Below are 17,891 nucleotides of genomic sequence, written 5' to 3'. Positions count from 1 at the left end.
TGAGAGTCCACCAAGGTTTCATGCGCGCACAGACCGGTTGTGCCGGCCAGCTCCTTCCAGGGCCGAAGCCCTATCGGAAGATATTTTCCTCTACCCAGTTTTGCGCGAAGATTTCCGCGCGATCACGTGCTTCGTCCAACGAAGCGCAGTTACCCAAGTGGGAAAATGCGGCATCCACTTCGGTGCCGCCCTCGGCCGTTACCGTCAGCAATACGCCATATCCGCCGGTGTCCATGGCCGCTGTGGAAACGTCGATCAGTACTTCCTGGTCACGATGCTGCATGTGCTACCTCCCAGTCGGTTACTTATACGCGCTAACCACGCGTGACGCCGCGCCAGAACAAATGTTCCCGCGCAAATGAATAGACCCGCAACCGTCACGCAAGTTCATCTTACCGGCGCGGCGCGGGGCCGGATACGTCCGAAAGATGTCAATTCGCACATTCCGTCTCAAGAATTTCCCGGTGACCTCGGGAAGACGGCACGTCGGGCGAAATACCGCGAAAACATTCGCAACTATGCCGTAATCATCGGCGTCCCCTCGGCCGAGGGAATCAATGCGAATGGCGCAAGCCTGGTCTGATCGGGGCGTGCGACGAAAAAAATGGCCTAGCGCAAATGGATGGCGCCGGGCTCTTCCATGCGCAGCGACAGCCTGCCTTTGTCCGTGATGACCCAACGCCCGTCGGCGCCGGATTCGATGCAGCGCAGGGTTTCCAGCGCCTGGGCGACGTGCGCGGGCACGTCGGTCTGGACCGCGCCGGGCTCGTTGTTGTCGGCCACGACGCGCAGCCAGTGTCCAAGTTCGCCCTTTTCGAAACGATGCAATGCCATGCGTGGTTCTCTCTTGAATGGGTCAACGATAGCATGCCGGCCGCCACCGCCCGCCGGCATGGGGCTCGCCGTCAGGCCAGCAGCTTTGGCACGGAAGCGGCGAGCAGCGCAACGCCCGACAACGTCAACAGGCCGAGCACGACGCGGCGAAAGGTGACGTCGCTGATGCCGACATAGACACGCGTGCCCCACAACGTGGGCAACAGCATCGCGGGAACGATCAACGCAAACAGGGGCAGCATGTCGCGCGTCACCACGCCGGTCAGCACATAGCCCGCCATCGTCACCATCAGCATCGACAAATTGAAGTTCTGGATCACCGCGCGCTGCACGTCTCGATCGAACCCGCGCAAGGTGCACCACAAGGTCGGGATGACGCCCGTGAAGCCGCCCAATCCGCCCATGACCCCACCGATCGCGCCTGCGACGCCATCGGCCACCTTGCCGCCCACCGTGATGCGCGGGATGCGCGCCGCAAACAGCATGATCGGACACCAGATTGCGAGCAGCCCGCCGATAAAGGCTTTGAACACCAATGGATCCAGATGCGGCAGCACCTTCACGCCCAGCGGAATGCCCAGCAATCCCCCCACGACGAACGGCAGCAGGTGGGCCGCCGCAAAACCGCGGCGCACGGTGAACGCCGCCAGCAACTGGCCGGTCAGCGCGCCGAACACGGCCATCGCCGCCGCGAGCCGCGGGTCGATGGTCCAGGCCCAGAACGACATGGCCACCATGCCGAAGCCGAAGCCCGACAAGCCCTGAACAAAGCCGGCCGCCATGGCGCCCACCGCGACCACAATGTATAAGGAATCCATATCCGCTGCGCTTTGCGCGTGAAGTGCCGCCACCATTGCGGCGCACGCCATTCTAGAGCCTTCTACGAAACCCGCAGCGCCAGCGGACGCCGCAGCCGCGCGGCCAATGCCGAAGCCGCCACGCTCGCCGCAATCAGCGCAAGGCCAAGGGCCAGATCGGGCGAGATGCGCTCGTGGAACACCACGGACGACACGATCAATCCGATCACCGGCACGCACAGCATCGCGATGGACGTCGCGGCCGGCGCGAGCTTTTGCGTCATGCCCAGCACGACGATGAACGTCAACGCGGTGGCCAGCGGCCCGGTATACAGGATCAGCGGCCAGGCCTGCGCGTCGCCCAGGAACGTGGGCGCACCGTCGCGCATCCATGCCAGCGCGGCCAGCGGTATCGTGGCCATCGCGGTCTGCCACGGAATCATGTCCGCACCCAGCCGAACGTGGCGGTTGGCGCGCAACTGGATGATGTTGCAGGCCCACGCAAACGAGGCGCCCAGCAACATGGCCAGACCGATGACGGTAGGCGCCTGCCAAGGACTGAAGGCCGGCGCCACGATGACGCCGATACCCGCATAGCTCAGCGCCGTCGCAAGCCATTGTCCGATCGACAAGCGCTCCTTCAAGACCAACGACGACAGCGGAATCACCCAGATGGACGTCGCATAGGCAATGACCGATGCGCGTCCCGGCGCCACGTACTGCAGCGCCCATAACGCCAGCGCCGTGAAGGCGCCCATCTGCAGCAACGCAACGCCAGCCACCAACGGCCATTCCTGGCGTGTCGGCAGGCGCAGACGTCCCAGCATCCCGAGCACCAGCACGCTGATCAGCGCGGCCGATCCGAACCGGCTGGCGGCCAGCCACAGCGGACTCATGTGCGCCAGGCCCAATTTCATGACGGGCCAGTTTCCACCCCAGATGGCAACCGCGCCGGCAAGCGGCAAGAACGTGCGAAGACTGCTTGGCTGACTCATACCGACTGGACCTACCGCTACTTATTCTGCATTTCGGCCCCATGGCCGAACGACAGCAAAGTCTATAGGGTAAACCCCAGCATTTTTCACCGCTTTCCAGCCCAAGAGACGGCATACTCAGCACAGATACACTGCAAACCCGCCATCGCTAGGTGACTTATGCCGGAAATCAACCTGGATGCCACCGACATCCGCATCCTGAACGAACTTCAACGCGACGCCCGGCTCACGAACGTGGAGCTGGCCGCGCGCGTGAACCTGTCCGCCTCCCCCTGCCTGGCGCGCGTGCGGCGCCTGGAGACCGAGGGCCTCATCCATCGGCGCGTCACGCTGCTGAACGCCCGCAAGTTGGGCCTCAAAGTCAACGTCTTCATCCAGATCTCGCTCGACAAACAACGCAAGGCGGCGCTGGACGTGTTTGAACGCGAAATCGCAGTGCTGCCCGAGATCATGGAGTGCTACCTGATGTCGGGCGACGCGGACTACCTGATCCGCGCCCTGGTGCCGGACGTCGACGCGCTCGAACGCCTGATCGTCGAGCACATTACGCGCATCCCGGGCGTGGCCAGCATACGCTCCAGCTTTGCGCTCAAGCAGGTTCTCTACACCACCGCCGTACCGCTTGCCTGACGCCGCATCGCCGCCCATCCAGCACTTGCGGGATCGCGGCCGCAAGCCCACAATGAATGCGCCTGGCGCCGGCTTGTCCTGATCGGCGCCAGCATCCCTCCCATCGCTTAGCAAGGAGCAAACCATGCCCGAAACCGAATGGTTCCCCGGCAGTACGCTACCCGATCGTCAGGGTTACTTTGAAGTGGAGTTCGCCACGGGCGAAACTGAAATCACGCGCTACGGCATGCTGGGCTGGGAGCCCGAGGAAGAGCGCGGCCACATCGTTCGCTGGCGCGGCCTGGATCCGAAGATCGAACAAGCCGAGATCGATCGCGAAGCAGCCATCCGCAAAAGCAGCGACGGCGTGATCGGCTGACCGGCCGGCACAATCCGGCGAGGCAGTGCCCTCCTGCCTCGCAAAAAAAACGCCGCGGACATAATCGTCCGCGGCGTTTTTACTGGCACTGGGCCGATCAGGGTTCGAGCTTCGAGATCTTGGTGCCCGCCAGCGACACGCCCGCCATCAGGCCGCCATTGTTCATCACGAATCCGACCACCGGCTGCTGCGCCGTGTTGGTGTCGATGCGGCCGTTAGCGCCAATATTGACCACCGCCACCGTGGCATCGGCGCCAACCGTCCAACCGCTGCTGTTGCGGAATTTGTTCAGCGCGTCTTCCGTCATGAACAGCAGGACCATCGCCTTGGACTGCGCGCCGGCCTGGAAGCCGATCGAGCCCGCGGTCGTGCTGTAGTAGCCCGCGTTCGCGCCATTCACGCGCAGCACACCCTTGCCATGCTCAGCCCCGACAATAAAGCTGCCGCTCAAGACATCCGGGAACACCAGCACACCCTTGGCCCGGGCCACCAGATCCTTGGACTGCGGCGAAGCTTCATACAGTTTGGTGAGGGTCGCATTGGCCGCGCTGTTCAGCGACTGCCGCTGCTCGGCCGTCGAGGCGGCCGGCGACTTGGACGGCGTGGTCGTTGTACATCCCGCAAACAGCAGGCCCGCAGCGCCCAGCGTGATTGCCATGCCGGTACGGCGCAGAGCAGGAAAAGTGTCGAACATGGAACTCTCCTTTTGTTGTCGTCCAGTGACAACTTTACCGGTCATTCCTCATCCGACAAGACACACGAATGTGATAAACGAAACAAAAAACTAGCGGCGGATATGCGGCCCTACAGAATGCCGTAGCGAGGCTCGCCAGTAAATTCGTCCACCGACACGATGCCCGACAGCACCAGTTCCGCGTGCCGGCGCGCGACCGCGGGATCATTGAACGTCACGAACCGCGGCAACGACCAACGCTGCCGACCCGCTGCGTCGCCATTGCGGCTGACGGTTATTTCAATGGCCAATACACCGGGATTCAGGTTGACGACTTCGCACTCCACTTGAAACCCGTTGATATGACGCTGCGGCCACCCGCCCATTCTGCACCTGTGAAAATCTGCTTGCCCGGCCGCAATATGCCAAAAACAAACTGGCTTGCAAAGCACTGTTTTCAAGGGGTTAAACCATACTAATGGGGGTAGTATCGACGCATCTTGAATACTGCAAAATAGTCTGAAAACAAGGCTGTTTTCAGGGGTGCCGCACATTTTTTTCTGGCGATTATTCTGGCGTCGCAACCTGGGCAATCGACGCTCGGCGCAATCGTCAACGCATGGCAATGCTTATCATTTTTTTCCAGCCGTCCGGACGAACCCGCGGATCGCGGCCATAATGTCCGGGCGCCCGCCCCATTTTTCTGACAGGCGATCGCGTCGGCCCACGCTTAAACAGCCCATGACACCCATGAACAAATCCGCCTTCGAACCTGACACCGCTCCCTTGGAGATCCTGCCTCGCGACCTGTCCGCCTACCGCGAGGGCAATACCGGCATACCGTACGTCCATCGCTTCGATTCCGGCAAGCCCGGCCCGCATGTGCTGATCAACGCCATCACCCATGGCAACGAGATCTGCGGCATGGTGGCCGCCACGCATTTGCTGGACACCGGCGTGCGTCCGAAGATCGGCACGCTGACGGTCAGCTTTGCGCATGTGGAAGCCTACGAGGCCTTCGACATCGACAGGCCGTACGACAATCGCCAGCTCGTCCACAACCTGAACCGCATCTGGTCCGCGGCCATGCTCGACGGCCCAGAAGACAGCCCGGAATTGCGCCGCGCCCGCGAAATGCGCCCCGTGCTGGACGCCGCCGACTTCGTGCTGGATATCCACTCCACCCGCGCGCCCGTGCAGCCCTTCTGGGTCTACAACGAAATGGATCGCAACACCGCCCTGGCCGCCGCAGTGGGCGCGCCGCAGGTGCATCTGGTCATGCCGCAGGACAAGTTTCCCGGCACCGGCGTCATGGGCTATGGCCACCACGGCGACCCTATGTCCGACAGCGGCGGCGCGCTCGTCGTGGAATGCGGGCAGCATTTCGCCCGCTCCGCAGCCGAACTGGCGACCGACGTGACGATGCGGTTCCTGGCACACCTGGGTCTCATCGATACGCCGGCCGACGCCGCGCCGCCGCCCATCCCGCAGCGCTATCGCTTGCTGGAGGTCCACATGGTGAAGTCCGAAGACTTCGCCTTCACGCGCCCCGTCATCGGCTTCGAGACGTTCGACAAGGGCGAACTGATCGCCATGAACGGCGCCGAGGAAATCCGCTCGCCGTGCGACCAGTGCACGATCTTCATGCCCACGCGCATGCCCATCGTCGGCCGCGAGGCCGTGTACTTGACGCAAGCGATCTGACGCATTCCCAGGGACGCGGCGCGGTGGCGCTCCATCAAGGAGCGCGGTTGCAGCCGCGTCCCGAAGCGGACCTCCATCGGCGCCGCGCCGATGCGTCCGCCGCGGCGTTCAACGATCCGGAATCAAACGCTTTCCCATGCTGATCACCGCATCCTGCTCAAAGCCCAGGCTGTCGTAGAAACGTTTGACCGCCACATTCTCCGAGCGGATCAGCAGATTGATCTTCGGACACCCCATCGCCAACAACTTGCGCTCCACCGCGCGCATCAGCGCCGTGGCGTAATTGCGCCGCCGATGCGCGGGCGACACCGCCAGATAGTTGATCCACCCACGATGGCCGTCATAACCGCCCATCAGCGTTGCGACGATGACGCCATCCAGCGTGCCGACCAGGAACAGATCGGACTGGACCGAAAGCTTGCGCGCAACGTCCTTGCGAGGATCGTTCCACGGCCGCGTCAATCCGCAGGCGTGCCACAACGCAATGATCGCCGTCTCGTCGGACGGATGGAAAGGCCGGATGGCGAGGTCTTGAAGGGTCATGCTTGATTCCTTTCTCTGGAAAAGCGAAGACCTTGCGATACGCCTCGGGCGGGGGTCGATCCTGCAAACAAAAGGCCACGAGGATATCGTGGCCTTCTGGGAAGAGCGCCGCAAGAACGGCGCCCGAACGCGACTGACCACTCAACGTAGACGTCGAGTGATTCGTCGAAAATCTGCGCGGCATGCGGCAGCGGCTGGCGATGCGTTCATGCGTCAGAGCATACACGAGACGCCAGCCCGCACGCTACGTCGCGTGTGGCGGCGGTGTGCCCGTCAATGACCGGCCGGCGCGGGCAGCGTGCCTTCCATCACCACTACCGCCTGCCCCGCCACCTTGGCCCATACACCGTCGTCCCGCGGCTGCGCCTCGGCCAGCAACAGGCTGGCGCGCCCCATGTCCACGCCCTGCCCCACACGCAAGCGCAAGTCGCCCTTGCCCGCAATCAATGCCCGCAGCGCCGTGACCGCAGCCGTCGCACTGCCCGTGGCGGGATCCTCGGTCATCCGGCCGGTCAACATGCGCGCCTGGATATCGGTAGGCGCGTCCGTCGTGTCGCCGGCCGTATCGGTCGTGTACGCATAAATCGACTTGGCGCCGAGCTGCGGCATCAAGGCTGCATAGCCGCCAGAATCCGGCGCCGCCCGCCGCAAGGCCTCGCGGCTGGCAAGCTGCACGACGAGAAACGGCAGGCCGACCGATACCACCATGGGCGCGTGCTCGGACACCGCGATGTCGGCGGGCGCCAGCCGCAGCGCGCGCGCCACCGCATCCACCGGCGCCTCGCTGCCGCGGGACAACGGCTGCGGCGCAAGCAGTTGCGCACCCTGCAGACCGCGTTCGCCGTAAACCAGCGCAATACGCACCAGACCGGCCTCCTCTTCGAACACGAACGCTTGCGGCGCTGGCCGCCCCGCCGCGATCTGCTCGCGCGCCAGCACCACGGCCGTGCCGACGTTCGGATGACCGGCAAACGGCACCTCGCGATCCGGCGTAAAGATGCGCACCCGCGCCGTATGGGCCGGATCGCGAGCGGGCATTACAAAACTGGTTTCCGAATAATTGAATTCACGTGCGATCCGCTGCATCTGGCTTGCATCGAGCCCCTGGGCATCGAGCACGACGGCCAGCGGGTTGCCAAGATAAGCATGGCCAGTGAACACATCGGCGGTGACATAGCGGTAGCGCATACAGCGTCCTCCAGAGCCGCCCGGTCCGGGCGGGGAGCGGAGATTGTGCGTGTCGCGGCACGCGCGCAACAGGCACAGTCGCGTGAAATTTCGCGCATAACAGCCTATGCGACGGCGTTGAAGTGCGAAGCGCCTCGCGCGCGCCACGGCGCACGCCGAAGCCGGCAAGCGCCCCGAAGTGACGCCGGCACTGGAGCATGTGGTGCGCCGTCACTATTGATAACCGCAGGGGTCTGCGGAATACTTTGCGTCCCGAGCCTCCACTTTGGAGGAGATTGCGATGCAACGCGAAGACATTCAAAAGCTGGGCGCCCAAGCGGCCCGCGACGGACTGACCTGTTGGGACTGCCCGTACTATCGCGCGGCCGCCATGCCTGGCCACACAGGCGAATCGATCGCCGAATGGCATAACAAGGTTCAAGCGTGGGAAGCCGGATGGCGTGAGGCCTGCGGCGCTGGCAAGCCGTTGCCGGAGGGCCGGTGTCGCTACGAATCGCGCGCCTTGGCGCGCCTGTGCAATTGAACCACCGGCCGACTCATTCTTCCCGCATAATGCCGCCCGTGGTTCGCGCGGTGCGCTCGCCAAGGCCGCCGTGCGTCATGGGACCTTTCGCTTGCACAGCGCATTGCATACCGCGGCATGCGTGCTCCCCGAAACACCCCGTCAGCGCGTGATCGCGGCCACCCGTCAGTCGCTTCCAGCGCCCTCCCCAGAATCCGTAGAGACGCACGACCTTGACCCGCTCATTCGGCACGCGCCCTTCCAGCGCACCGTGGCGCACGTAATGATGATCCGGCGATATCGGCGACCGGGCGACGTCGGGGTACTCCCGCAAGTAGAAGTCGCTGTCCACCTGATGCGTGCCTTCCCGGATCCATCTCCACAGCAGTCCTATCATCCCGACCCCGTTACCAGCGGCGCGTTGTCGCGCAGAGGCTGCCAGCTTAGGCGGGGCAGTCACCGACCTCCATCAGAAACTTTCGAACTTGCGAAGGACGAGGCAAGCATCGGGCAAACATGAGGCAAGCATGAGGCAGGCGTGAGGCTGGTGTGAGGCAAGCGTGAGGCCGCTGTAAGGCAGGTAGGAGGCCCCTGATGGAAATGATCAGACTGACCGGACTGATCCATCCCGCTATTTCTTCGCGTAACTTTTCTGGACTTGGATGGCGATCGCGCTCATCTTTTGGCTTAGGACCTATCCCCCCCAGGAGGCGCGAAATGGATGACCCAATCCACAGAGCCGGCCAGGAAGCCGCCAGATATGGCGTACCGCTTTCGGCTTGTCCCCTCATGAAGGCGATGAACATGCCGGACCACACCGGCGAATCCCTACCCACATGGCGCGCCAGGCTGGCCTCCTGGGAAGCCGGCTGGCGCGAAGAAACCGCCGCGCGGCTTGCTGAATTGCATCGACGCAGAGTGCTGCAACAATCGGTGGATTAAAGCGCTCGGCTGCATGGGGCATGCATGCGCGGTGCCAGAATGAGATTGGCACGGAAATGAGAAAGGCCCGGAAATGAGAAAGGCCGTTAGTGAGATCACTCACTAACGGCCTTGGAACTGCTGGTCGGGACGGCGGGATTCGAACTCGCGACCCCTTGCACCCCATGCAAGTGCGCTACCAGGCTGCGCTACGCCCCGAAAGAAAAAGAGTATAGCAGAACTAAAAAATGTTTGCACGCATTGGTGCAAAAAAAAGCTGAATACTCGAATTTTTTTGCTTCGCCTCGCCGCATGCCGTGCCATTCCTGGCGAACCAGCGCGCGCGAGACGATAGGTACTACAGATGGCATCGCGCGCCGCCATCGAGGCCAGCGCGCGTTGCGGATACTGCAATCAATCTTGGGATATCAAATGACGCGCATGCGCTGCGCGCGCGTCACGCGGCGGGAGCCGCTTGCGTTGCGGTTGCGGCAGACGCCGGCGCGGCCGCCGGATTGCCCAGCGCCTCGGCGAGCATCGCCGACACGTTGGTGAGTTCGCTGCGCAGCGACTGGATCTCGGTGCCCGACAGGCGCACGGCGGCGTCCTGGTCGTGCGGCACGTCGCGCGCGTCGCCCAGGCGATTGCGCGCGCCGCTGATCGTGAAGCCTTGCTCGTAGAGCAAGGAGCGGATGCGGCGGATCAGCAGCACTTCGTGGTGCTGGTAATAACGGCGGTTGCCGCGGCGCTTCACGGGCTTGAGCTGCGTGAATTCCTGTTCCCAGTACCGCAATACATGAGGCTTGACGCCACACAGGTCGCTGACTTCGCCGATGGTGAAGTAACGCTTGGCGGGAATGGGCGGTAGGGTAACGGTGGATTCAGTACGTGTCATAAGCGGATTTTATGCGCGCGAAACGTGGGGCGCCGATAACAATTACCGACAAAGCGTATCACTCCGCGGCGTCGGGCGCTGCGGGGACCGCCTGCTCAACCACGCTCTTGAGTTTCTGGCTGGCGTGGAACGTAACCACGCGCCGCGCGGCGATGGGAATGGTCTCTCCGGTCTTCGGATTGCGGCCAGGGCGCGGCGGTTTGTCGCGCACCTGGAAATTACCAAAACCCGACAGCTTCACGGAATCTCCGCGCGCCAGGGCGTCGCGGATTTCCTCGAAGAACGTATCGACGATGTCCTTGGCCTCGCGCTTGTTCAGGCCGACCCGCTCGAAGAGCAGTTCGGCCAGCTCGGCCTTGGTGAGGGTGCGTTGCTCGGCAAGCATACTGGTCCCCTTGGTTCAGGCACGCTGGCGCGCGCCGTGCGCAGCGACCAAGGCATCCTTGATGCGCGCCAGGCAATCCGCCACGCGGGCTTCGTCCAATGTGACTTCAGTGTCCTGTAGCCAGAAACGGAAAGCAAGGCTTTTCTCGGCGACGGGCTCGCTGCCCTGGGCCTTGTCGCGCCACACGTCGAACACGCGCGCATCCTGCACGACAGCCAGTTGCGCATCGCCCTTGACGGCTGCGGCAACGGTGTCCAGCATGGATTGGACCGTCACGTGTTCGTCCACCCACAACGCCAGATCGCGCACCACCACGGGCTGGCGCGAGAGTTCGCGCACCTGCGGCAGTTCGCCTTCCGACAGCGCCTCCACATCCAGTTCGAAGACCACCGGCGCATGCGCCAGGTCGGCCTGCTGCGCCCAGCGCGGATGGAGTTCGCCGATCCAGCCGACTTCCTTGCCGTCCAGCATGACGCGCGCGCCACGACCGGGGTGCAGCGCCGGATGCGAAGCCGCTTCGAAACGCAGGCGACGGCCACGGGCGCCGAACAGCGATTCCACGTCCATCTTCACGTCAAAGAAGTCCACCTGGCGCGTGGGCACGCCCCACTGCTCTTCAGCCGCCGGGCCCCAGGCCGCGCCTGCGAGCTTCATGGGCTGGCGCACGCCCGCCACTTCCAGCGGACCATCCTGCGCCGACGCGTCGCGCATGAACACGCGGCCCAGCTCGAACAGGCGCACGCGCGACTGCTTGCGGTTGGCGTTGTGGCGGATATTGGCCACCAGCCCGCCGATCAGGCTGGAACGCATGACCGACAGATGGCTGGCGATGGGATTGACCAGGCGCACCGGATTGTCGTTGCCGGCGTAGTCGCGTTCCCAATCCGCTTCCACGAAGCTGTAGTTGACGACTTCCTGGTAGTCCTGCGCGGCAGTCAGGCGACGCAGCGCATGCGCGCCGCGGCGCACCTCGGGTTGCGAGAACATCTTGGCGCGCGCCATGGGCGGCACGTCGGGGATGCTTTCGAAGCCGTAGATGCGCGCCACTTCTTCGATCAGGTCTTCCTCGATTTCCAGATCGAAGCGGTACGACGGCGGGTTGACGATGAAATCGTCTCCCTCGACCGCGTACTCCAGGCCCAGGCTGCCGAAGATCGTGGCGACCTGTTCGCGCGTGACCGGCACGCCCAGAACGCGATGGCAGCGCGCCAGGCGCATGCGCACCGGCGGACGCTGGGGCAGATTGACGATCTGATCGTCGATGGGCCCCACCTGTCCGCCGCAAATGTCGACGATGAGGCGGGTGATGAATTCCAGATGCTCGGGAATGCTGGCGTAGTCCACGCCGCGCTCGAAGCGGTGGCTGGCTTCCGAGCTGAACTTGAAGCGGCGCGCGCGGCCGGCAATGGCTTGCGGCCACCAGAACGCGGCTTCGAGATAGATGTTCTGCGTGTCCAGCGTCACGGAGGTGGCTTCGCCGCCCATGATGCCGGCCAGGCTTTCGACCTGCTCGCCTGCAACGACCACGCCGACCTTGGGGTCCAGCGTGACGGTCTGGCCGTTGAGCAGTTCGAGCGTTTCGCCTTCGCGCGCCCAGCGCACGCTGATGTCGCCGCCGATCTTGTCCAGATCGAAGACGTGCGACGGGCGGCCCAGTTCGAGCATCACGTAATTGGAGATATCCACCAGCGCCGACAGCGAGCGTTGGCCGGCGCGCTCCAGGCGCGTCTTCATCCACTCGGGCGTCGCGGCGCGGGCGTTGACGCCGCGGATGACGCGGCCGCCAAAGCGGCCGCAGAGGTCAGGGGCCTCGATCTTGACGGGCAGGCGCTCATCCAGGGTGACGGGCACGGCGGCCGCGGTGGGAACCGACAGCGGCGCGCCGGTCAACGCGGCCACTTCGCGCGCCACGCCCAGGATCGACAGGCAGTCGGCGCGATTGGGCGTGAGCTTGAGCGTGAAGAGCGTGTCGTCCAGGTCCAGGGCTTCGCGGATGGACTGGCCCGGAACCATGTCCTCCGGCAATTCCAGCAGGCCTGCATGGTCCTGCGACAGGCCCAGCTCGCGGGCCGAGCACAGCATGCCGGACGACTGGACGCCGCGCATCTTGGCAACGCCGATCTTCATGCCGCCGGGCAGTTCCGCGCCCACGCGGGCGAGCGGCACCTTGAGGCCGGCCGCGGCGTTCGGCGCGCCGCACACGATCTGCAGGCGCTCGCCCGAGCCGTCGTCCACCTGGCAGACGCGCAGCTTGTCGGCGTCAGGGTGTGGGGCGATTTCGACGATGTGCGCCACGACCACGCCCGTGAACGCCGGTGCGGCGGGCGCGGTCTCTTCGACTTCCAGGCCGGCCATGGTGAGCCGGTGCGCGAGTTCATCGGTTGCGATCGGAGGATTGACCAGCGTACGCAGCCAGGATTCGGGAAATTGCATGATCAGCCGTCTGTTATTCGTTGAACTGGCGCAGGAAGCGCAAATCGCCTTCGTAGAACTGGCGCAGATCGTTGACGCCGTAGCGCAACATCGTCAGGCGCTCGAGTCCGGAACCGAAGGCAAAGCCGATGTAGCGCTCGGGATCCAGCCCGAAGTTGCGCACGACCTGCGGATGCACCTGACCGGATCCGGAGATTTCCAGCCAGCGGCCGCGATTGGGACCCGAGGTGAACATCATGTCGATCTCGGCGGATGGCTCCGTGAACGGGAAGAACGACGGCCGGAAACGCACGACCAGGTCGTCGCTTTCAAAGAAGCAACGCAGGAAATCGGTGTACACGCCCTTCAGGTCGGCAAACGAGATGTCCTCGGCGATCCAGAGCCCTTCCACCTGGTGGAACATGGGCGAGTGCGTGGCGTCGCTGTCGACGCGATAGGTGCGCCCGGGCGCGATGACCTTGATGGGCGGTTTGTTCATGCGGGCGTAGCGCACCTGCATGGGGCTGGTGTGCGTGCGCAGCAACAGCGGCAGGCCGTCCGCGTCGTTCATGTCGACGTAGAACGTGTCCTGCATGGAACGCGCCGGATGATCCAGCGGGTTGTTCAATGCGGTGAAATTGGTCCAGTCGTTTTCCACTTCGGGGCCGTCGGCCACGTCGAAGCCAATGGAGCGGAAGATCTCTTCCACGCGCTCCCAGGTCCGGATCACCGGATGGATGCCGCCCGGCGCGCGACCACGGCCCGGCAGGGTGACGTCAATGGTTTCGGATGCCAGACGGGCATCCAGCTCCGCCTGCGCCAGTGCGGCGCGGCGCGAGTTCAGAAGCTCTTCGATCTTCTGCTTGGCCTGGTTGATCCGAGCGCCCGCCTCTCGCTTCTGCTCGGGATCGAGCTTGCCCAGCCCCTTGAGCAGCACCGTCAGGGCGCCTTCCTTGCCCAGGAAACGAGCTTTTGCGTTCTCGAGCGCGGCGGCATCCGTTGCCGCGGCGAACCGTTCTTGCGCCTGGTCTACCAGGTCGTCAACCAATCGAGTCATGAAATCCAGCCTTCAAAACGCAAACGGGGCCATTACAGCCCCGTTTGCAGCGATGCGCGATGAGTTAAAGCGCGCGATCAGGCAGCCAAGGCAGCCTTGGCTTGCTGCACGATGGCGGCAAAGCCGGCCTTGTCGCGCACGGCCAGATCGGCCAGGACCTTGCGGTCGAGTTCGATCGAAGCCTTCTTCAGGCCAGCGATGAACACGCTGTAGCTCACGCCATGCTCACGGACGGCGGCGTTGATACGCGTGATCCAGAGAGCGCGGAACGTGCGCTTCTTGTTGCGGCGGTCGCGGTAGGCGTATTGGCCAGCGCGCATGACCGCTTGCTTGGCAATGCGGAACACATTACCGCGGCGGCCACGGTAACCCTTGGCGGCGGCAATGACTTTCTTGTGACGTGCGCGGGCGGTAACGCCGCGTTTGACGCGAGGCATAGTAGATCTCCCTTAGATCAAGCGAAAGGCATCATGGCCTTGACGGAGGCCACGTTGGTTTCATGAACCGCCGCCGAACCGCGCAGTTGGCGCTTGTTCTTGGTGGTCTTCTTGGTCAGGATGTGACGCTTGAACGCCTGACCACGCTTGATGGAGCCGCTGCCGCGCACCTTAAAGCGCTTCGAGGCGCTTTTCTTGGTTTTCATCTTGGGCATGATGATTCCCTAAACTAAAACACGCATTGTTGATTTACATGACGCCAGGTGCTTGACGAGGAAGGGTTCGAGCCTGAAGGCTTAACGCCTACGGGGCCCCTTTTCAGGGGTTACCCTTTCAAGGGTTACCTTAGGGGTTACCTTTTCAAGGGCTACTACCATTCCTGCGGCAAAACTTGTAGACCTGTTGCCACTTCTGGAGGTAACGCGCAAATTGCTGCGGCCAACTGCACCGCGTTCATTTACGCGTTTCTTCCCAGAGCCAGGCAAAAAAGGCGGCCCAGATCCGGGAAAGCCTTTGATTATATGGTGATTTCCTGCGCTTTGTCGAGTCGGGAGCACACCGCGAAGCCGGGCGACGCGCGGCCCGCAGCGATCATACGCCGGGACGCCGGTATTGCACCGCCTGGGCGACGTGGCTGGCCGCCAGTATGTCGTGGCCGTCCAGATCGGCGATCGTGCGGGCGACCCGAAGTGCCCGGTGCAGCACCCGGCCGGACCCCGCAAGGCGGCGCATGGCCTCCTGCAGCAGCGACTGCGCATCGGGGGCCAGGACGCAGAACTCGTCCAGCTCAGCCCCCGCGAGGTCTGCGTTGGCCTTGCCTTGGCGGGCGTACTGGCGGTCGCGGCAACGTATTACGCGCTCCCGGACGGCGGCGGAAGGCTCGCCAGGCGGTGCGGCCATCCAGACCGGATCGGAAGGCGGCAACACCACGTGCAGGTCGATGCGGTCCAGCAGCGGACCGGAGATCTTGCCCGCGTACCGCGCCACCTGATCCGGCGTGCACGAGCATGTGCGCACCGGATGTCCGCGCCAGCCGCACGGGCAGGGATTCATGGCGGCGACGAGCTGGAACCGGGCCGGAAATTGCGCGGCGTACAGGGCCCGTGCGATGACCACCCTGCCCGCCTCCAGCGGTTCGCGCAGCGCCTCCAGTGAACGGCGACTGAACTCGGGCAGTTCATCCAGGAAGAGCACGCCGTGGTGGGCCAGGCTGATTTCGCCGGGGCGCGGCCGGCTGCCCCCGCCAACCAGCGCCGCGACCGACGTGGAATGATGCGGTGCCCTGAACGGCGGCTGCCCGCTGAGCGTGTCCGGCAATCCGGCCATCGCCGCCACGGCGGCGGCTTCCAGCGCCTGGCTGCGATCAAGCGGGGGCAGCAGGCCCGGCAGGCGAGCGGCCAACATGCTCTTGCCCGCCCCCGGCGGCCCCAGCATGAGGAGGCTGTGGCCGCCCGCCGCCGCGACCTCCAGCGCCCGCCGGGCACCGGGCTGCCCGCGGACGTCCGACAGGCAAGGCACTGGCGCGGGGGTCGGCCAGGGATTTGGAGCGGCATTGGGCAGCAGGCAGGCCCCCGCCGCATGCGCCGCCACGTCCGCCAGGCAGCGAGCCGACAGCACCCGCAACCCGGGCACCCAGGCCGCCTGCTCGGCGCTGCCGGCAGGCAGGATCAACGTGGCGTCCGGCGCGTCCCGCGCCACGCTCAACGCGATGACCAGCGGCGCGGCGACCGGCACGAGCGCCCCGGTCAGGGAGAGCTCGCCGGCAAGCACCAGGTGCGCCAGCGCGGGATCGGGCGCGGCAGGTTGCGCGCCGTCGCTGGGGGGAGCGGCCAGTTGCCCGGAGGCGAGCAGCAGTCCCAGCGCGATGGGCAGGTCGAAGCGGCCGGACTCTTTGGGCATGTCCGCCGGCGACAGGCTGACGGTGATGCGCCCGGCGGGAAACTCGAAGCCGCTGCTGAGGATGGCTGCCCTCACGCGCTCGCGGCTTTCGCGGACCTCGGTGTCGGCCAGGCCCACTACATTGAATCCCGGCAACCCGGGCCCCAGGTGCGTTTCGACGCGGACCGCGTGGGCGTGCATGCCGCAAAGGGCCCTGCTGGCGAGTACGGCAAGCGTCATGGCGGTCTCCTGGGGGTGCGGGGCCGCCAAGTATCCGCAAAAACACAAACGGCCGCGCAGGCGGCCGTGACAAAACCATCTCGCTCGGAACCGCCTGCGGGCGGGCAGCGAGAAGCCTTGCTGACTTGTTTACTTGTCCAGACCCGCGCCCGGCCCCTTGTCCAAACCAGACAGGCGCTCTTCCATCTGCTGGACCTGCGCCGCCAGTTGATCAACTCGAGCGCGTGTGCGGGTAAGCAGGTCGGCCTGGACGTCGAACTCTTCGCGAGTGACCAGGTCCAGCTTGGAAAATGCCTGCGTCATCATGGCGCGGACGTTGCGCTCCACGTCCGCCGCCGGACTGCGGGCGATCAGGTCGGAGATGTTCTTCTGAAGGTCTTCCATCCACTGGGTGCGATTGTTCATACGGGGCCTCTCTGAGTTCTCGATGCCTCAAGTGTAGTGCGTCGGATGACGGGTTTCAGGTGCGCCCATTTGTGTTCGCCCAAAAAAAGGGGCGGGCCGCATGCGGTGACCGCCCTTCAAAGCACAGGAGAAAACCGGGCTGCCTGACGGCAACCCCCTACCAACACCGCTAGCCGCGCCGCCGATCGCTCCGGCCGCGCCGTGCATCGTCCCTATGTCCGATGCGCATCCTGATTTGGATTCTTCTCGAGCCCCGCGCAGGCAACAAGCGGGCCCGTGTAAACCCTCGTATCACGATCGCTCCCCAATTTAGGCTCCACCTTCCCGCAAACAGCAGGACGGCCGCGCGCACGCCTGGCCCGAAAGCCCCGGCCCGCAACGCTCAGCGCCCGGCTACGCACCATCGGGCGGTGCACGGGCTGGGGCGCGGGCTGGCCAGCGCGCCGACCGAGTGTGCATTAAATCGCTACAAATCGGCCCTGCCAAACACATCCGGTTGCATGACCCCATTCGCCCGGCCGCGCACCAAACTGAGGCCACCATGCCGTGCATTACGCACCATTATGGTGCTTTTGCGCACAATTTCCGCGCCTTCACGGGCCTTGCAGCCCCGCCCGGACATGGCATGGATATTGCTTTACCCAGGTAGCGTGCAACCATGAGAGGAAATGCCATGAAACTCATCATCGCCATCATCAAGCCCTTCAAGCTCGACGAAGTGCGGGTGGCTCTGTCCGGAATCGGGGTCCAAGGCCTGACCGTCACCGAGGTCAAGGGCTTCGGCCGCCAGAAAGGCCACACCGAACTCTATCGCGGCGCCGAATACGCCGTCGACTTCCTGCCCAAGCTGCGAGTCGAGGCCGCCGTGCCCGATCACCTGGTCGATCAGGTCATCGAGGCAATCGAACAAGCCGCCCGCACCGGCAAGATCGGCGACGGCAAGATCTTCGCCGCCCCCCTTGAACAAGTGATCCGTATCAGAACTGGCGAAGCCGGCGAAGCTGCGCTGTAAATAAATAAAGACTCAATGGAGCCTG

The 17,891-nt window shown here is 64.4% G+C and carries 23 protein-coding genes and 1 tRNA gene; 6 read left to right on the top strand and 18 right to left on the bottom strand.

The window, feature by feature from the left end; all coding sequences use genetic code 11:
• Nucleotides 1–70: 70 nt before the first annotated feature.
• The 4 genes from BMW75_RS23800 to BMW75_RS23785 all read right to left on the bottom strand — a co-directional run bounded on the left by BMW75_RS23800 (nt 71) and on the right by BMW75_RS23785 (nt 2,626).
• Entirely contained in the window at nt 71–283 is a 213-nt protein-coding gene (locus BMW75_RS23800; RefSeq protein ID WP_006218759.1) for a hypothetical protein, read from the bottom strand.
• Between the two features lie 326 nt (nt 284–609).
• Nucleotides 610–834, bottom strand: a complete 225-nt coding sequence (locus BMW75_RS23795) for a hypothetical protein (protein ID WP_092582135.1) — start codon at nt 832–834, stop codon at nt 610–612.
• Between the two features lie 71 nt (nt 835–905).
• Nucleotides 906–1,652, bottom strand: coding sequence for a sulfite exporter TauE/SafE family protein (locus tag BMW75_RS23790; RefSeq protein ID WP_092582134.1), 747 nt, complete (start codon nt 1,650–1,652; stop codon nt 906–908).
• Between the two features lie 62 nt (nt 1,653–1,714).
• Nucleotides 1,715–2,626, bottom strand: a complete 912-nt coding sequence (locus tag BMW75_RS23785; protein ID WP_092582133.1) for a DMT family transporter — start codon at nt 2,624–2,626, stop codon at nt 1,715–1,717.
• Between the two features lie 159 nt (nt 2,627–2,785).
• On the opposite strand from BMW75_RS23785, the gene BMW75_RS23780 reads away from it, so the two are divergent.
• Together BMW75_RS23780 and BMW75_RS23775 are read left to right on the top strand one after the other, a co-directional pair.
• Nucleotides 2,786–3,256, top strand: a complete 471-nt coding sequence (locus BMW75_RS23780; RefSeq protein ID WP_076521636.1) for an Lrp/AsnC family transcriptional regulator — start codon at nt 2,786–2,788, stop codon at nt 3,254–3,256.
• 124 nt (nt 3,257–3,380) lie between these two features.
• Complete coding sequence (locus BMW75_RS23775) at nt 3,381–3,614, top strand: hypothetical protein (protein WP_092582132.1); 234 nt, start codon at nt 3,381–3,383, stop codon at nt 3,612–3,614.
• Nucleotides 3,615–3,711: 97 nt separating this feature from the next.
• On the opposite strand, the gene BMW75_RS23770 is transcribed toward BMW75_RS23775, so the two are convergent.
• Nucleotides 3,712–4,308: a BPSL1445 family SYLF domain-containing lipoprotein gene (locus BMW75_RS23770; protein ID WP_092582131.1), complete on the bottom strand. Its 597-nt coding sequence runs from the start codon at nt 4,306–4,308 to the stop codon at nt 3,712–3,714.
• Nucleotides 4,309–4,418: 110 nt separating this feature from the next.
• Nucleotides 4,419–4,739, bottom strand: coding sequence for a hypothetical protein (locus BMW75_RS23765; protein ID WP_254792116.1), 321 nt, complete (start codon nt 4,737–4,739; stop codon nt 4,419–4,421).
• A 298-nt stretch (nt 4,740–5,037) separates the two neighbouring features.
• Between BMW75_RS23765 and BMW75_RS23760 the strand changes: the two genes are divergently transcribed.
• Nucleotides 5,038–5,991 carry a M14 family metallopeptidase gene (locus BMW75_RS23760; RefSeq protein ID WP_092582129.1) on the top strand — a complete coding sequence of 318 codons (954 nt, stop codon included), beginning with the start codon at nt 5,038–5,040 and terminating at the stop codon, nt 5,989–5,991.
• 108 nt (nt 5,992–6,099) lie between these two features.
• Here the strand turns inward: BMW75_RS23760 and BMW75_RS23755 are convergent, their stop codons facing one another.
• Together BMW75_RS23755 and BMW75_RS23750 are read right to left on the bottom strand one after the other, a co-directional pair.
• A complete protein-coding gene (locus BMW75_RS23755; RefSeq protein ID WP_092582128.1) occupies nt 6,100–6,534 on the bottom strand; it encodes a GNAT family acetyltransferase in 435 nt (144 codons plus the stop codon).
• Nucleotides 6,535–6,807: 273 nt separating this feature from the next.
• On the bottom strand, nt 6,808–7,722 hold the full coding sequence (locus tag BMW75_RS23750; protein ID WP_092582127.1) for a PhzF family phenazine biosynthesis protein: 915 nt from the start codon (nt 7,720–7,722) through the stop codon (nt 6,808–6,810).
• Between the two features lie 280 nt (nt 7,723–8,002).
• On the opposite strand from BMW75_RS23750, the gene BMW75_RS23745 reads away from it, so the two are divergent.
• Nucleotides 8,003–8,245 (top strand): CrpP-related protein, encoded by a 243-nt coding sequence (locus BMW75_RS23745; protein ID WP_092582126.1) that lies wholly within the window; start codon nt 8,003–8,005, stop codon nt 8,243–8,245.
• Nucleotides 8,246–8,258: 13 nt separating this feature from the next.
• Here the strand turns inward: BMW75_RS23745 and BMW75_RS23740 are convergent, their stop codons facing one another.
• Nucleotides 8,259–8,621, bottom strand: a complete 363-nt coding sequence (locus tag BMW75_RS23740) for a hypothetical protein (protein ID WP_139208593.1) — start codon at nt 8,619–8,621, stop codon at nt 8,259–8,261.
• A gap of 320 nt (nt 8,622–8,941) precedes the next feature.
• Here BMW75_RS23740 and BMW75_RS29285 point away from each other — a divergent pair, with 320 nt between their 5' ends.
• A complete protein-coding gene (locus tag BMW75_RS29285) occupies nt 8,942–9,166 on the top strand; it encodes a CrpP-related protein (RefSeq protein ID WP_139208592.1) in 225 nt (74 codons plus the stop codon).
• A 121-nt stretch (nt 9,167–9,287) separates the two neighbouring features.
• Here BMW75_RS29285 and BMW75_RS23735 read toward each other — a convergent pair.
• From BMW75_RS23735 to BMW75_RS23695, 9 genes are all read right to left on the bottom strand, one after another.
• A tRNA-Pro gene (locus tag BMW75_RS23735) sits at nt 9,288–9,364 on the bottom strand.
• Nucleotides 9,365–9,602: 238 nt separating this feature from the next.
• A complete protein-coding gene (locus tag BMW75_RS23730) occupies nt 9,603–10,040 on the bottom strand; it encodes a MerR family transcriptional regulator (protein WP_092582124.1) in 438 nt (145 codons plus the stop codon).
• 58 nt (nt 10,041–10,098) lie between these two features.
• Entirely contained in the window at nt 10,099–10,425 is a 327-nt protein-coding gene (locus BMW75_RS23725) for an integration host factor subunit alpha (protein ID WP_008159916.1), read from the bottom strand.
• A 15-nt stretch (nt 10,426–10,440) separates the two neighbouring features.
• On the bottom strand, nt 10,441–12,858 hold the full coding sequence (gene pheT, locus BMW75_RS23720; RefSeq protein WP_092582123.1) for a phenylalanine--tRNA ligase subunit beta: 2,418 nt from the start codon (nt 12,856–12,858) through the stop codon (nt 10,441–10,443).
• A 13-nt stretch (nt 12,859–12,871) separates the two neighbouring features.
• Nucleotides 12,872–13,894, bottom strand: coding sequence for a phenylalanine--tRNA ligase subunit alpha (gene pheS / locus BMW75_RS23715; protein WP_092582122.1), 1,023 nt, complete (start codon nt 13,892–13,894; stop codon nt 12,872–12,874).
• Between the two features lie 77 nt (nt 13,895–13,971).
• Entirely contained in the window at nt 13,972–14,331 is a 360-nt protein-coding gene (gene rplT / locus BMW75_RS23710; RefSeq protein ID WP_006218741.1) for a 50S ribosomal protein L20, read from the bottom strand.
• A gap of 17 nt (nt 14,332–14,348) precedes the next feature.
• On the bottom strand, nt 14,349–14,546 hold the full coding sequence (rpmI, locus tag BMW75_RS23705) for a 50S ribosomal protein L35 (protein ID WP_066659711.1): 198 nt from the start codon (nt 14,544–14,546) through the stop codon (nt 14,349–14,351).
• A 376-nt stretch (nt 14,547–14,922) separates the two neighbouring features.
• Nucleotides 14,923–16,449 carry a YifB family Mg chelatase-like AAA ATPase gene (locus BMW75_RS23700; RefSeq protein WP_092582121.1) on the bottom strand — a complete coding sequence of 509 codons (1,527 nt, stop codon included), beginning with the start codon at nt 16,447–16,449 and terminating at the stop codon, nt 14,923–14,925.
• A gap of 129 nt (nt 16,450–16,578) precedes the next feature.
• Nucleotides 16,579–16,854, bottom strand: a complete 276-nt coding sequence (locus BMW75_RS23695) for an accessory factor UbiK family protein (RefSeq protein WP_092582120.1) — start codon at nt 16,852–16,854, stop codon at nt 16,579–16,581.
• Nucleotides 16,855–17,527: 673 nt separating this feature from the next.
• Here BMW75_RS23695 and BMW75_RS23690 point away from each other — a divergent pair.
• On the top strand, nt 17,528–17,866 hold the full coding sequence (locus tag BMW75_RS23690; RefSeq protein WP_006218735.1) for a P-II family nitrogen regulator: 339 nt from the start codon (nt 17,528–17,530) through the stop codon (nt 17,864–17,866).
• The last annotated feature ends 25 nt before the right edge of the window (nt 17,867–17,891 follow it).

The organism is Achromobacter sp. NFACC18-2 (genome assembly GCF_900108985.1).
Classification (GTDB): domain Bacteria; phylum Pseudomonadota; class Gammaproteobacteria; order Burkholderiales; family Burkholderiaceae_B; genus Achromobacter.
The sequence above is the reverse complement of the archived record's forward strand: the minus strand, read 5'-3'. Positions and strand labels throughout refer to the sequence as shown.